This window comes from Xanthomonas sp. NCPPB 3005 (assembly GCF_041228095.2).
In the GTDB taxonomy this organism is placed as follows: Bacteria; Pseudomonadota; Gammaproteobacteria; order Xanthomonadales; family Xanthomonadaceae; genus Xanthomonas_A; species Xanthomonas_A bonasiae.
In genome coordinates, this window is record NZ_CP166096.2 from 896,590 (window position 1) to 910,822 (window position 14,233).

At 71.4% G+C, this 14,233-nt stretch carries 9 protein-coding genes; 1 reads left to right on the forward strand and 8 read right to left on the reverse strand.

Going from position 1 to position 14,233, the window contains the following annotated elements; genetic code table 11:
• Nucleotides 1–451 precede the first annotated feature (451 nt).
• The 7 genes from glgX to glgA form a co-directional block, all read right to left on the reverse strand.
• Nucleotides 452–2,626: a glycogen debranching protein GlgX gene (gene glgX, locus AB8810_RS03945; protein ID WP_179567463.1), complete on the reverse strand. Its 2,175-nt coding sequence runs from the start codon at nt 2,624–2,626 to the stop codon at nt 452–454.
• Nucleotides 2,627–2,635: 9 nt separating this feature from the next.
• Nucleotides 2,636–2,824 (reverse strand): DUF2934 domain-containing protein, encoded by a 189-nt coding sequence (locus AB8810_RS03950; protein WP_179567461.1) that lies wholly within the window; start codon nt 2,822–2,824, stop codon nt 2,636–2,638.
• A 44-nt stretch (nt 2,825–2,868) separates the two neighbouring features.
• Nucleotides 2,869–5,490 (reverse strand): malto-oligosyltrehalose synthase, encoded by a 2,622-nt coding sequence (gene treY, locus AB8810_RS03955; protein WP_369915624.1) that lies wholly within the window; start codon nt 5,488–5,490, stop codon nt 2,869–2,871.
• Nucleotides 5,487–7,442 carry a 4-alpha-glucanotransferase gene (gene malQ / locus AB8810_RS03960; RefSeq protein ID WP_369915625.1) on the reverse strand — a complete coding sequence of 652 codons (1,956 nt, stop codon included), beginning with the start codon at nt 7,440–7,442 and terminating at the stop codon, nt 5,487–5,489. Before malQ ends, treY begins: the two co-directional genes overlap by 4 nt.
• A 154-nt stretch (nt 7,443–7,596) precedes the next feature.
• Nucleotides 7,597–9,333, reverse strand: coding sequence for a malto-oligosyltrehalose trehalohydrolase (gene treZ / locus AB8810_RS03965; protein ID WP_369916615.1), 1,737 nt, complete (start codon nt 9,331–9,333; stop codon nt 7,597–7,599).
• A 61-nt stretch (nt 9,334–9,394) separates the two neighbouring features.
• The gene (locus tag AB8810_RS03970) at nt 9,395–11,644 is read right to left on the reverse strand and encodes a 1,4-alpha-glucan branching enzyme (RefSeq protein ID WP_369915626.1); all 2,250 of its coding nucleotides are present in this window, start codon (nt 11,642–11,644) and stop codon (nt 9,395–9,397) included.
• Nucleotides 11,641–13,212: a glycogen synthase GlgA gene (gene glgA / locus AB8810_RS03975; RefSeq protein ID WP_191825220.1), complete on the reverse strand. Its 1,572-nt coding sequence runs from the start codon at nt 13,210–13,212 to the stop codon at nt 11,641–11,643. The genes AB8810_RS03970 and glgA overlap by 4 nt, the downstream gene beginning before the upstream one ends.
• Nucleotides 13,213–13,459: 247 nt before the next feature.
• Here glgA and AB8810_RS03980 point away from each other — a divergent pair, with 247 nt between their 5' ends.
• The gene (locus AB8810_RS03980) at nt 13,460–13,807 is read left to right on the forward strand and encodes a hypothetical protein (protein WP_369915627.1); all 348 of its coding nucleotides are present in this window, start codon (nt 13,460–13,462) and stop codon (nt 13,805–13,807) included.
• 53 nt (nt 13,808–13,860) lie between these two features.
• Here the strand turns inward: AB8810_RS03980 and AB8810_RS03985 are convergent, their stop codons facing one another.
• On the reverse strand, nt 13,861–14,160 hold the full coding sequence (locus AB8810_RS03985; protein ID WP_241093224.1) for a response regulator: 300 nt from the start codon (nt 14,158–14,160) through the stop codon (nt 13,861–13,863).
• Between the last annotated feature and the right edge of the window lie 73 nt (nt 14,161–14,233).

A 14,233-nucleotide genomic window follows, 5' to 3' on the forward strand; every position in this document is an offset into this window, starting at 1 on the left:
GCGGCTGAAGCCGCTCCTACAGTGCACCGCCTTGGAATCTGCCGCGATCCTCTGTAGGAGCGGCTTCAGCCGCGACGAGCGGAGTCGAACTATCTCGGCACCGTGTAACGTTCCGAAGTCGATGACCCCGAACCATCGCGACATGTTGAACCCGGATGGGCCTACGGCTGCGGATACAGTCGCGGCTGAAGCCGCTCCTACAGTGCACCGCCTGGAATCTGCCGCGATCCTCTGTAGGAGCGGCTTCAGCCGCGACGAGCGGAGTCGAACTATCTCGGCACCGTGTAACGTTCCGAAGTCGATGACCCCGAACCACCGCGACATCCTGAATCCGGATGGGCCACCGGCTGCGGACACTGTCGCGGCTGAAGCCGCTCCTACAGAGGCGGGCTCGTCTGTGCTGAGAGCGGCCCAACAATCGATCTGGGCCGCTGTCTGCCACCGCTTCGCGTTACGCCGCCGGTGCCGGCGGCGGCGCCGCATTCTGGTGCTGGGCGGCGGCGACCTTGCCGTCGCGTTCCGCGGCCAGCAGGGTCAGCGAGCGGCAGATGCCATGCCATTGCGAGCCGCCGGGCAGGCCGTGTTCGTGGTCGCGTTCGGCGGTGTCGATCAGCACGCGCCAGTGCTCGCCTTCGACCATCGGCAAGGTGAAGGTCACGTCCTCGGTGGCGCCGTTGACGATCATCAGCAAGGTCACGTTCGACGCCGCCTGGCGCAAGCCGCTGGACGGCGCCTTGCCGTCCAGGCGCATCATCAGCGCGCGTGCGTGCGGATCGTGCCAGGACGCATCGTTCATTTCCTCGCCGTCCGGCGCCAGCCAGCTCACGTCCTTGATGCCCAGTTCTTCGTCGTAGACGCCGTCGAAGAAGCGTGCGCGGTGCAGCAGCGGATAGTGCGCGCGCAGGTGGGTCAGGCGCGTCACGAACGCGGTCAGCCGCTGCGCGCGCTCGCCGCTTTCCCAGTTCAGCCAGGTCAGCTCGTTGTCCTGGCAGTAGGTGTTGTTGTTGCCGCCCTTGCTGCGCCCGAACTCGTCGCCGGCCAGCAGCATCGGCGTGCCCTGCGACAGCAGCAGCGTGGCCAGCATGTTGCGCATCTGCCGCAGGCGCAGTGCGTTGATCTCAGGGTCGTCGCTCTCGCCCTCGACCCCGTAGTTGGCCGAGATGTTGTTGTCCGAGCCGTCGCGGTTGTCCTCGCCGTTGGCCTCGTTGTGCTTGTGCTCGTAGCTGACCAGGTCGTGCAGGGTGAAGCCGTCGTGGGCGGTGACGAAGTTGACCGAGGCGGTGGGGCGGCGGCCGCGGTGGTTGAACAGGTCGGCCGAGCCGGTCAGGCGCGTGGCCAGTTCCGCCAGCTGGCCTTCGTCGCCGCGCCAGAACGCGCGCACGTTGTCGCGGAACTTGTCGTTCCATTCCGACCAGCCGGGCGGGAAGCCGCCGACCTGGTAGCCGCCGGGACCGACGTCCCACGGTTCGGCGATCAGCTTGACTTGGCTCAGCAGCGGATCCTGGCGGCAGGCGTCGAGGAAGCCGCCCTTGGGATCGAAGCCGTGGTGTTCGCGGCCGAGGATGGTGGCCAGGTCGAAGCGGAACCCGTCCACGTGCATCTCCGACACCCAGTAGCGCAGCGAGTCGTTGACCATGCGCAGCGCGCCGGCATTGGTCAGGTCGAAGGTGTTGCCGGTGCCGGTATCGTTGATGTAGAAGCGGCGGTCCTGCGCCAGGCGGTAATAGCTGGCGTTGTCGATGCCCTTGAACGACAGCGTCGGCCCCAGTTCGTTGCCTTCGGCGGTGTGGTTGTAGACCACGTCCAGGATCACCTCCAGCCCGGCGTGGTGCAGGCGCGCCACCATCTGCTTGAACTCGGCGACGGTGCGCGTGGCCATGTAGCGCGGCTGCGGCGCGAAGAAACCGATGGTGTTGTAGCCCCAGTAGTTGCGCAGGCCCTGCTTGAGCAGGTATTCGTCGTCGACGAAGGCGTGCACCGGCAGCAGTTCCACCGCGGTCATGCCGAGCCGCTTGATGTGCTCCACCACCTCGTCCACCTTGAGCCCGGAGAAGGTACCGCGCCAGGCCTCCGGCACCGACGGGTGGCGCATGGTGGTGCCGCGCACGTGGGTCTCGTAGATCACCGTGCGGTCCCAGGGCGTCTGCAGGCGCTGGTCCTTGCCCCAGGTGAAGGCCGGATCGATCACCGCGCACTTGGGCACGTAGGCGGCGCTGTCGCGGCGGTCGAAGCTCAGGTCCGCGTCCTTGTGGCCGATGGTGTAGCCGAACAAGGCAGGCGCCCATTTCAGCTCGCCGACCAGTTGCTTGGCGTAGGGATCGAGCAGCAGCTTGTTGGGATTGAAACGGTGCCCGGCGTCGGGCGCGTACGGGCCGTACACGCGGTAGCCGTACAGCTGGCCGGGGCGCGCATCGGGCAGGTAGCCGTGCCAGATTTCGTCGGTGTACTCGGGCAGCACGATGCGCTCGACCTCGCGGCCGCGCTCGTCGAACAGGCACAGTTCGACCTTGGTGGCATTGGTCGAGTACAGCGCGAAATTGACGCCCAGGCCGTCCCAGGTGGCGCCGAGCGGATACGAGCGGCCTTCGCGGATGCGGGAGCGGCGGGCGAGCTTGCGAAGCGGCATGCGAAATCCTTACGACGTGGCGGGGCCGTTGCCGGCCGGGGAAAGCGAGTGGTCTTGCGGATCGGCGCGGGCTTCGGCGTCGACCAGGCGTTCGGCCATGGCCCAATGGCGGGCGGCGCGGCCGTCGGGCCGGCCTTCGGCTTCCCAGATTTCGTGTGCGAGTTGTTCGATGCGGCGCTGGCGTGTTTCTGCGTCCATGGCGGTCTTGTCGGGGGAAGGTGGCCAGCACGGCCACCGGCATGTCAGGGAACGGCGGCCAGCACGGCCACCGGGAAGTCGGCGAGCAGGTCCGCTACCGGCATCGAGGCCGATGCCGCGAGGTCGCGCCCGCTCAGCACGTGCCGGTACTGTGCCGCGGGCAGCGTCAGAAAGGTGTTACGCCAATCCAGCTGCGCGCGCAGCGGCGCCGCCGCATCCAGCGGTTGCGCCGCGGCGGTCAGGCGCGGCACCACCACCAGCAGGGTCTGGCCCTCGTGTTCGCGCGCGAAGCCGAGCACGTGTTGCGCGTGCGGGCCCTGCGCCTGCAGCGGGCGATAGCGGCCATGCGCGAACAGCGCCGGATGCGCGCCGCGCAGGTGCAGCAGCTGCGCGGTCAGCCACGCCTTGACGTGGCCGCTGTGCCAGTCGCGCAGCAGCGCCGACGGCGCGGTGGCGTCGTGCAGCCAGGCCTGGCGCAGCGCGTAGTCCACCGGGCGGCGGTTGTCCGGATCGACCAACGACAGGTCCCAGCCTTCGCTGCCCTGGTAGAGGTCGGGCACGCCGGGCACGCTCAGCCGCAGCGTGGTCTGCACCAGGCTGTTGAGCGCGCCGGCCGGGGCCAGCGCGGCCGCGGCCTGGGCCAGCGCCTCGCGCAGCGGCGCGCCGGCCGGCGCCAGCAGCGCCGCGTCCAGCAGTGCGCGCGCGCCGCGTTCGTAGGCCTCGTCCGGCCAGGTCCAGTAGGTGCGCAGCTTGGCCTCGCGGGCGGCCTTCAGCTGCCAGGCGCCGACGCGCTCGGCGTAGTCGGCCAGGCCGGCGGCGTCGTCGCTGGCCAGTTCCAGCGGCCAGGCGGCGACCAGCATCTGCCACAGCATCAGCACGTCGCCGGGCAGCGGCGCGGCACTGCCGGCCGGCAACAGGTCGGCGGACAAGGCCTGGAAGCGCGCCACCCGTTCGGCCCACCACGGCGCCTGCGCGCTGAGCGCGGCCAGGCGCATGCGCACATCTTCGCCGCGCTTGTGGTCGTGGGTGGCGGTGGCCAGCAAGGCGCGTGGATGGTGCTGCGCGCGCGCGGCGTTGGCGGCGTGGAACGCGTCCGGCGCCAGCGCGAACACGTCCGGGTCGCTGCCGACCTCGTTGCGCGACAGCAGCACGCCGTGGCGATAGAACGCGGTGTCCTCGACCGACTTGGCGTTGAGCGGCGCCGACAGCTGTTCGATGCGCCGGCGCACGATGCGCCGCAGCGCGATCTGCGCCTTGCCGGTGCCGCGGCCGTCGCGGCTCCAGCGCTCGATCGCGTCGATCGCCGCGCACACCCGCGGCTCGGCGCCGGCGCGCGCGTGCTGCGCGGCCTGCGCCAGGCGCGCCGCATCGGCTTCGTCCAGGCCATCCGGCCCGGCGTAGGTGCGGTACACCTCGAAGTGCCGCAACAGCGCCATCAGGCCGCGCGCCAGCATCTGCGGGCTGAACTCGCGGGTGGCCGGGTCCAGGTGCGCGGCGGCGGCCAGCGCCTGCACGGTGCGCACGAATTCGGTCTGCAGCGACCCTTGCAGGATCTCGTCGCGCGCGGCGCGCTGTTCCTGGCCGAAGTCGCCGCTGCGGCCGGTCTCGCGGCGCCACAGCGCGGTCAGCGGTGCGGCGCCGGCCGGGTCGTGCAGCACGCCGGCGACCTGGTCCATGAAGTCGTAGCCGGTGCTGCCGTCGCATGCCCAGTCGCTGCGCAACGTCTCCTGCGGTGCCAGGATCTTCTCGATGTACAGCGCGATGCCGCCGGCGGCGATGCCGCGGCGGCGCCCGGCGCGGTCCAGCTGCGCGCGCAAGCGCTGCACGTAGCCGGTGGGATCGGCCAGGCCATCGACGTGGTCCACGCGCACGCCATCGAGATGGCCTTCGGCGACCAGCCGCAGCGGCAGTTCGTGCACCGCGGCGAACACGTCGTTCTGCTCCACGCGCAGTGCTGCCAGCGAGGTGATGTCGAAGAAGCGGCGGTAGTTGAGCATGTCGTTGCCGACCCGCCACCAGGCCAGCCGATAGCACTGGCGTTCGATCAGCCGATGCAGCGCGTCGTCGCCCAGCCGCGCGGCGTCGTTGAGCCGTGCCGCCCAGGCCTGGCGTGCGGCCGGCGGATCCTGGGCCACGGCGCCTTCCAGGCGGATCGGGAAGCGCTGGTCGTGGTGTTCCAGCTGCACCTCGCCGTCCTCGGCCACGCGCAGTTGCAGCGCGCCTTCGCTCAACGCCTGCGCGTAGGCGCGGTCCAGCACCGGCAGCCACAGCTTGCCGTCGCGTCCGGGCGCGCGCCAGTCGATGTCGAACCAGCCGGCGTGGCGGCTGCGCCGGCCATGCTTGAGCACGTCCCACCACCATGGATTGGCCGCGTGCGCGGCCATGTGGTTGGGCACGATGTCCAGAACCAGGCCCATGCCGTGCGCGCGCACGCGCTCGGACAGGTGCAGCAGCGCGGGCTCGCCGCCGAGTTCGGGATTGACCTGGCGCGGATCGGTGACGTCGTAGCCGTGGGTGGAGCCGGGCACGGCGGTGCCGATCGGCGACAGGTACAGATGGCTGATGCCCAGGCCGGCGTAGTAGGGCACCTGTGCGGCGGCGTCGAGCAGGGTGAATCCGGCGTGCAGTTGCAGGCGCGCGGTGGCGCGCAGCGGAGTGAAGCTCATGCGTCGGTTCCTTGCGCGGCGGAGGCGGTGCGGCGCGCGTGCGCGAACGCCTCCAGGCGGGTGGCGAGCGGCGCGCCGGCGGCCGCCGTGTCCGCCGCCGGCAAGCGCCGGCGCCAGTTCGGGTGGCCATCGACGGTGCCGGGCAGATTGGGTTGCTGGTCCAGGCCCAGCGCGTCCTCGGCCGGCAGCAGCGCCAGCGGCGAGGGCGTGGCGGCGACGAAGCGCAGCGCATCCAGTTCGGGGTCGTGCGCCTGCGGCAGCGCTGCGGCGACGGCGGCGTCCATGCGCGCCACGTCGGCGATGCGGGCCAGATGGTCGGCGCGTTGCTGCGCGGCATCGGACAGCTGCAGGCGGTGGCGCCAGTCGATGTCCTCGCCGCGGCGCCAGCCGCGCAGCGTCGGCAGGTCGTGGGTGGTGGTGGTGGCGATGGCATCGCCACGCCATTGCGCCGGCGCCAGGAACGCGCCCTTGGCGTCGCGGGTGAACAGCAGCACGTCGATGCCCATCACCCCGCGCTGCGACAGTTCGGCGCGGATGCCGTCCGGCACCACGCCCAGGTCTTCGCCGATCACGATCGCGCGGTGCCGCCACGATTCCAGCGCCAGCAGGCGCAGCAGGTCGTGCAGCGGATAGCGCAGGTACACGCCGTCGGCGGAACGGGCGCCGCGCGGGATCGTCCACAGCCGCAACAGGCCGAGGATGTGGTCGATGCGCACGCCGCCGCGGTCGCGCATCACCGCACGCAGCAGGTCGATGAACGGCGCGAAGCCGCTGGCGCGCAGCCCGGTCGGCGAATAGCCGCCGATGCCCCAGGCCTGGCCGTCGCCGTTGAACGCATCCGGCGGCGCGCCCAGTTCCAGCCCGGCCAGCACCGCCTGCGGCCAGGCCGCGGCCTCGGCACCGCCGGGATCGAAGCCCACCGCCAGGTCGGCGATCAGGCCGATGCCCATGCCGGCATCGCGCGCGTGTCGCTGCACGCCGGCCCAGCTGCGCGCGGCCAGCCACTGCGCGAAGCTGTGCAGGGCCGGATCGGCATCGCCGAAATCGCGCGCGGCGAACGCGGCGTAGTCGTGCAAGGCGGCGCCGCGTTCGTGCTGGAACGCGGCGAAATCGGAATAGAGCGCGGCGTCGGCCTGGGCGAAGTCGGCGTGCAGCTGGCGCAGCCACTGCCACTTCGCCGCGCACGAGGCCGGCCAGTCGATCAGCGCGCGGGTCTGCGCTTCGGCGAAGGCCTGTTGCAGCCCGGCGGCCTGCAGGGCACGCTGCGCCATAGCGGTACCGAGCACGCGTGCCGGGGCGGCCTGCAGCGGATCCAGGAAACGGCGGTCGCCCGGCGAATACGGGCTGTAGTGCGTGCCGATCGGTCGCGCCGCATGCACCGGGCTCAACGCGATCGCATCGCCGCCGGCACGCGCGATGCGCTCGGCCCAGGCGGCGACGCCGTCCGCATCGCCGATGCCGGCGTCGTCCTGGCCTTGCGCCGAATACACCTGCAGCGACAGGCCCCAGCGCCGCGGCGCGTCCTCGCCGACCGCCTCGGCGACGCCGTAGCAACGCACCGGCGCCACCGCCAGCGTGGTGTGGCGGTCGCCGTGCTGCAGGGTCCAGTAGCCGTCGCGGTCGATCGCGGCGAGGCGGCCCTGCGCATCGAAGCGGCCGTCGCGGCGGCTGCCGTCCTCGTGTTCGAGCCGGTACGCCGCACCCGGCGTGCCGCCGGCGTCGATCGGCGTGCCGACGTCGGCGGTCAGCAGCGGCGCGGCGCTGCCGCCGCCGGCCTGCAGCTGGCGCAGGCTGTCGCGGCAGGCGGCATCGTCGCGCGCGTCCAGGCCGAGCGCACCGAGCACGCTGCGCAGCGTGTCCGTGCCGACCGTGCGCGGCGTGTCGGATGCGTCGATCCAGTCGACCAGCAGGCCGGCGGCGGACGCCAGGGTGTGCAGGGGGGTATCGGTCATGGGCGAGTCGGGGCCGCGGCAATGGGGAAAGAAGGACGCACCGCCGTCGCCGCGCGCGCCGCGCACCTGTCAGGCAGGCGCACGGTCGCGGGCGACGCACGGGAGGGGCAGCGTGCCGGAAGCGCTGTCGCGATGGCGTCGCGACAGCCCGCGCTCACGTGGCGGAACCGGCCCGGTAGCGGGCGACGAAGGCGTTCGGCGGCAGCTGCGCCGGATCGTCGCCGGCGTTTTCGGCATGGACCGTCGCGCCAGGCAGATCCAGCGCCACCGGCGTATCGCCGAAGTTGGCGGCTACGTGCCACTCGCCGCCGCCCAGGGTCCAGCCCGCGGCCACCGCCCTCGGCCCCAGCATGCGGGCGCCCACGGCGCGTGCCTGGGGCAACGCCGGTACCAGATGCTGGCGGCGCAGGGCCATCAGCGCCACGAACCAGTCGCGCCAGCGCGCGCCGTCGCCGTGGGTGGCATCGCTGATGTCGGCGATGGACGCTTCGAACGTGCTCGGCGCGTTCGGGTCGGGAATGGTCGCGCGCTGCTCAGGATCGGCGAACGCGGCGAAATGCGCGAACTCGCGGCGCCGGCCTTCGCGCACCGCTTCGTCCAGCGGCGGCGCGAAGTCGGTGAAGAACAGGAACGGGGTGCGGCTGCCCCACGGCTCGCCCATGAAGAACAGCGGGATCATCGGGGTCAGCGCGGTCAGCGCCAGCGCCGCGCGCAGCGCCGGCTCGGACACCTGGGTGATCAGCCGGTCGCCGCGCGCGCGGTTGCCGATCTGGTCGTGGTTCTGCGCGAAGATCACGAACTTGTGCGGCGGCAGCTGCGCGCTCGGTTCGCCGCGCGCATGCCCGCGGTGGTCGGCCTGGCCCTGGTAGGCGAAGCCTTCGCCCAGCACCCGCGCCAGATGCTTCGCCGGCGCGTCGGCGAAGCCGGCGTAGTAGCCCTCGTTCTCGCCGGTCAGCAGCACGTGCAGGCTGTTGTGGAAATCGTCGTCCCATTGCGCGCTGTAGCCGCGCTCCAGCACGCCGGCCTGGTTGGCCTCGTTCTCCAGCACCAGGTGCACGTGGCGCCCGGCCGGCACGCTGGCCACGATCGCCTCGCGCAGCGTGTCCAGGAACGCGTTCGGCACGATCGCGTGCACCGCGTCCAGGCGCAGGCCGTCGAAGCGGTACTCGTGCAGCCACATCAGCGCGTTGTCGATGAAGTAGCGCTGCACCGGCGCGAGCCGGAAGTCGATCGCCGCGCCCCACGGGGTCGGCGCGTCTTCGCGGAAGAACGCCGAGGCGTACTGGCCGAGGTAGTTGCCGTCCGGGCCGAAGTGGTTGTAGACCACGTCCAGGAACACGCTCAGGCCCAGCCCGTGGGCCTCGTCGATCAGCGCCTTGAGCTCGTCCGGATGGCCGTAGGCCGCGGCCGGCGCGTACGGCAGCACGCCGTCGTAGCCCCAGTTGTGGCGGCCGGGGAACGCGGCCAGCGGCATCAGTTCGATCGCGGTGACGCCCAGCGCCGCCAGCGTCCGCAACTGCGCGCGCAACCCGGCGTAGCCGCCGCAGGCGCCCACGTGCAGTTCGTAGAACACCGTTTCCGCCCATGGCCGGCCGCGCCAGTCGGCGTGCTGCCAGCGATAGCCGTCGCTGGCCAGCACCGCGCTGGCGCCGTGCACGCCGTCGGGCTGCCAGCGCGAGGCCGGGTCCGGCACCGGTTCGCCGCCGTCGACGGCGTAGCGGTAGCGGGTGCCGGCGGCGCAGGCGATGGTCGCGGCGAAATAGCCGTCCGCGGCCGCGGCCAGCGGCTGCCGGCTGCCGTCGTCGAACACGATGTCGACGCTGCTCGCGTCCGGTGCCCACAGCACGAAGGCGACTGCGCCGTCGGCGGTGGGCCAGGCGCCCTGGCGCAGTGCCGCGGGCGAAGCGGTTGCCGCGTCGCCGGTCGGCGTTGCGCTCGTTGCGATGTTCAAGTCAATGCTCCGCTTGCAACCAGAGGGTGGACAGCGGCGGCAAGGTCAGCGCCAGCGATTGCGCGTGCCCGTGCATCGGCTGCGCGATGCTGCGCAAGGCGCCGCCGTTGCCCTGGTTGGAGCCGCCGTAGTGGCCGCTGTCGGTGTTGAGGATTTCGCGCCACAGCCCGCCGCGCGGCACGCCCAGGCGGTAATCGTGATGCACGTTCGGGGTGAAGTTGCTCACCGCCAGCAGCGGCGGCGCGCCGCCGGCGCGGTCGTGGCGCACGAAGGCGAACACGCTGTTGCGGTGGTCGTCGGCCACGCTCCATTCGAAGCCTTCCGCCGCAAGGTCGCTGCGGTACAGCGCCGGCAGCGCGCGCAGCTGGCGGTTGAGGTCGCCGACCAGCCGCGCCACGCCGCGATGCTCCGGGCGCTGCGCCTGCGCCCAGTCGAGCGCGCAGTCGTGGTCCCATTCCTGCCATTGCCCGAACTCGCCGCCCATGAACAGCAGCTTGCGTCCCGGGTGCGCCCACATGAAGGCCAGATAGGCGCGCAGGTTGGCGAAGCGCTGCCAGGTGTCGCCGGGCATCTTCGCCAGCAACGAACCCTTGCCGTGCACCACTTCGTCGTGCGACAGCGGCAGCACGAAGTGCTCGGAGAACGCGTACACCAGGCCGAAGCTCATCTCGCTGTGGTGGTGCTGGCGGTGGATGGGATCGCGCCGCATGTAGCTGAGCGTGTCGTGCATCCAGCCCATGTTCCACTTGTGGCTGAAACCCAGCCCGCCCTGCTCCGGCGGCGCGGTCACACCCGGCCAGGCGGTGGATTCCTCGGCGATCACCCGCACCCCGGGGAAGCGTTGCGCGATCTCGGCGTTGAGCCGGCGCAGGAACGCGATCGCCTCCAGGTTCTCGCGCCCGCCCTGGGCGTTGGGCACCCATTCGCCCTCGTTGCGGCCGTAGTCGCGGTACAGCATCGCCGCCACCGCATCCACGCGCAGGCCGTCGACGTGGAAGCGCTCGATCCATTCCAGCGCGCTGCCGATCAGGTAGGCGACCACTTCGGCGCGGCCGTAGTTGTAGATCAGCGTGTTCCACTCGCGGTGCACGCCTTCGCGCGGATCGGCGTGTTCGTACAGCGCGGTGCCGTCGAAGCGCTGCAGGCCGTGCGCGTCGTCGGGAAAGTGCGCGCCGACCCAGTCCAGGAGCACCCCGATCCCGGCCTGGTGGCAGGCATCGACGAAGCGCGCGAAACCGTCCGCGTCGCCATGCCGCGCGGTCGGCGCATACAGGCCCAGCGGCTGGTAGCCCCAGGAGCCGCCGAACGGATATTCGGTGATCGGCAGCAGTTCGATATGGGTGAAGCCCAGTTCCTGCACGTACGGGATCAGCTGCGCGGCCAGCGCGTCCCACTGCAGCGGCTGGCCGTGCGCGTCGTGGCGCCAGGAGCCGGCGTGCAGCTCGTAGATGCTCATCGGCTGCGCCGCGCCGGCGCGGGTTTCGCGCTGCGCCAGCCAGGCCGAGTCGTGCCAGGCGAAATCGGCAGCGCTGGGCACCACCGACGCGGTGTCCGGCGCGCGCGTGCTGTGGCGGGCGACCGGGTCGGCCTTGCGCGGCAGCGGCGTGCCGTCGGCGTCGAGAATCTCGTATTGGTAGTGCTCGCCGCCGCGCAGCCCGGGCACGAACAGTTCCCAGACGCCGGCCTGGCGATGCAGGCGCAGCGGATGGCGGCGGCCGTCCCAGCCGTTGAAGTCGCCGACCAGCGCGACCCGCCGCGCATGCGGCGCCCACACCGCGAAGCGCACCCCGTCGACCGTGCCGATACGGGTGTGGTGCGCGCCCAGCGCGGTGCGCAGCGCGGCGCCGTCGCCCTCGGCCATGCCCTGCAGCCAGGCCTCGTCCAGCACCGGGCCGAACGCGTAGGGGTCGTCGATTTCCTGCACGGCGTCCGGCCACACGATGCGCAGCCGATAGGCCGTCGTGGTCTTCAGGTCGCCTTCGAACACGCCTTCGGCCTCCGGGTGCGCGCGCATCCGCGCCACCAGTTTGCCGTTGCCGTCGAGCAGGCCCAGCGCATCGGCGCCCGGGACCAGCGCGCGCACCCGGATCGTGCCGTTCTCGTCGGCGTGCGGGCCCAGCCAGGCGAACGCGTCCACCGCTTCGCCGCGCGCCAGCGCCTGCAGGGCGAGGCGTTCGCGTTCGTCGTTCGCCGCTTCCAGCGGCGCGTCCCACACCGGGATCGCGTCCGGCGCCTGTTCCCGTTCGCTCATGCCACCGCCGGCGACAGCGGAGCGGTGCGGTCGTACAGGGCCATGTACTTGCGTCCGGCCAGGTCCCAGCCGCTGGGCCGCAGCATCGCCGCGCGGCGCATCGCCTGCAGCAGGCCCGGCAGGCGGAAGGTGCGGAACACCCGCTGCAGGCAGCGGCGCAGGCCGTCGGCGGAGGGCTCCTCGAACAGGAAGCCGGTGACGCCATCGTCCACGGTATCGATCAGGCCGCCGGTGGCGTGCGCGATCGGCAGGCTGCCGAAGCGCTGCGCGTACATCTGGCTCAGCCCGCAGGGTTCGAAGCGCGACGGCATCAGCAGGAAGTCCGAACCGGCGAACATGCGCCGCGCCAAGCGCTCCTCGAAGCCGATATGGGCGCCGACATGGCCGGGGAAGCGCCGCGCCAGCGCCGCCACCGCCTGCTCGATCTGCGGCTCGCCGCCGCCGATCACCACGATCTGGCCGCCGGCGGCGACGATCTGCGGCGCCACCTCGCAGATCATGTCCAGGCCTTTCTGGTGCACCAGCCGCGACACCACCGCGAACAGCGGGCCGTCGCTGTCGATCAGGCCGAACGCGCGGCGTACCTGGGCGGCGTTCTCGCGCTTGCCCTGGACCTGGTCGATGCCGAAATGGGTGTGCAGATGGTCGTCGGTGCGCGGGTCCCAGCTGGCGTCGATGCCGTTGACGATGCCGCTGAGACGGCCGCTGGCGGCATGCCGGGCCAGCAGCGTGTCCAGGCCGCAGCCCTGCGCCGGGCCGGTGATCTGCGCCGCGTAGCTGACGCTGACCGTGTTGACGTGGTCGGCGTGGACGATGCCGGCGCGCAGGAACGACATCTGCCCGTAGAACTCCAGGTCCTGCAGGCCGTTGTCGGGGATGCCCAGCGTGCCGGCCATTGCGTACGGGAACAGGCCCTGGTAGGCCAGGTTGTGGATGGTCAGCAGGCACGGCGTGTTGCCGCCGGACCAGCGCACATAGGCGGCGGCCAGCGCGCACGGCCAGTCGTTGAGATGCAGCAGGTCCGGATTCCAGTCCAGCCCGGCGCGGCCGCCGGCGATCTGCGCGGCGGCGTGCGACAGCGTGGCGAAGCGCAGCGCATTGTCTTCCCAGTCGCGGCCTTCGCTGGACACGTAAGGCGAACCCTGGCGCTCAAACAGCTGCGGGCACAGCAGCACGTACACGCACAGGCCGTCCGGGCGGTCCGCGCGGCCCAGCGCGCAGGCCGGCAGCCCGGCGTGGGCGGCGACGTGGCCGACGATCTCCAGCGGACCGGTCTTGCGCAGCACCGCCGGGTAGCCGGGGATCAGCACCCGGATGTCGCAGCTGCCGCGCAGCGCGCGCGGCAATGCCGCCGCGACGTCGCCCAGGCCGCCGGCCTTGATGAAGTCGGCCATTTCCGAGGTCACGAACAGGCTGGCGCGGCGCGGCGCCGGTTGCAGCTTGACGGTGACCTCGGCGGTGCGGATGAAGCGTCCGCGCGCATCGCGGTGGCGGCGCCGGGGCGCGCGCAGCACCGGGTGGGTGTCGCGTTGTCTATCGGGCAGATCGGCGGGCGGGGGAGGCGACATTGGCGATTCCGTCGGGGAGGGGGGGACGGGCACACGGAAAACGACTGCCGTCGCGTGTCCGCAGCGGGCGCGCGACGTGAAACCAGAAAAATGAAGGACAGCAGATACCGGCGGGTCAGCGCCTCTTCAGTAATGTACGAACGCAGCGATAAAAGGGGCGTGAAACGCGCGGCTTGTCTACGCTGCGCCCGCCCCGTTACCGCATAGTGATTTCGCCGCAATACAGTGGGTTAGACCCGCACAGCCCATGAACCGTTTAGTTTCCTTTCCAGTGCCGCCATCCGCCACGCCGCTCGGCATGAATGCGCAGGTTGCGCTGTCTTCATCGGGCCTGTGCTGCAATGCCGGCATGAACCCATCGGACCCAAGGATGCGACGCGAGCTGGACGGCTTCGTATTGGATGCCGTCCTCGCCGCGGCGCCGGACGGCGTGCTGCTGCCGCAGATCCGCATCTCGGACGCCAAGGGTGCGGTATTGAGCCGGCATGCGTTCGATGGCGTGTATTTCGGCGATGTTCGCGCCGGGGAGCACTTCGTCGCCGAACGTCTGGCGGCGATCCGTTCGGCGCAGTATGGGAAATTGGTGTTCGGCTGAGCCGCAGCGTGCTGTCCGCGGGCCTCGGGCGCAGGCCGTGCATCGGCCCTGCGTCAGTGCGCCGGCTGCAGGCGCTGCAGCGCCGCCAGCAAGCCGGCATGGCTGTAGGGTTTGGGCAGGAAGCCGGTATGCGTCGGCAGCGCCGCGGTGTCGGGATGTTTCATGCCGGAGGTGAGCAGGGCCGGGATCGTGACCGCACGCCGGCGCAGTTCGCGCACCATGGTCATGCCATCGCCGCCGGGCATCTGCACGTCGCTGAAGATCAGGTCCACATCGGGATCCTGTTCGAGCATGGCGAGCGCCTCGTGGGCGGTGCCGGCGGACAGGACCCGATAGCCGTCGGCATCGAGCATCATCCGAGCCAGTTCGCGAATCGTCTGGTCATCCTCAACCAAAAGAATGGTGGTGAGGGCGCAAGTGCCACGC

Coding starts and splice junctions, on each gene's coding strand:
- AB8810_RS03985 (WP_241093224.1), bottom strand. CDS start 14,160: ATGCTCGATGCCGACGGCTATCGGGTCCTGTCCGCCGGCACCGCCCAC.
- glgX (WP_179567463.1), bottom strand. CDS start 2,626: ATGCCGCTTCGCAAGCTCGCCCGCCGCTCCCGCATCCGCGAAGGCCGC.
- AB8810_RS03970 (WP_369915626.1), bottom strand. CDS start 11,644: ATGAGCGAACGGGAACAGGCGCCGGACGCGATCCCGGTGTGGGACGCG.
- AB8810_RS03950 (WP_179567461.1), bottom strand. CDS start 2,824: ATGGACGCAGAAACACGCCAGCGCCGCATCGAACAACTCGCACACGAA.
- AB8810_RS03980 (WP_369915627.1), top strand. CDS start 13,460: ATGAACCGTTTAGTTTCCTTTCCAGTGCCGCCATCCGCCACGCCGCTC.
- treY (WP_369915624.1), bottom strand. CDS start 5,490: ATGAGCTTCACTCCGCTGCGCGCCACCGCGCGCCTGCAACTGCACGCC.
- glgA (WP_191825220.1), bottom strand. CDS start 13,212: ATGTCGCCTCCCCCGCCCGCCGATCTGCCCGATAGACAACGCGACACC.
- malQ (WP_369915625.1), bottom strand. CDS start 7,442: ATGACCGATACCCCCCTGCACACCCTGGCGTCCGCCGCCGGCCTGCTG.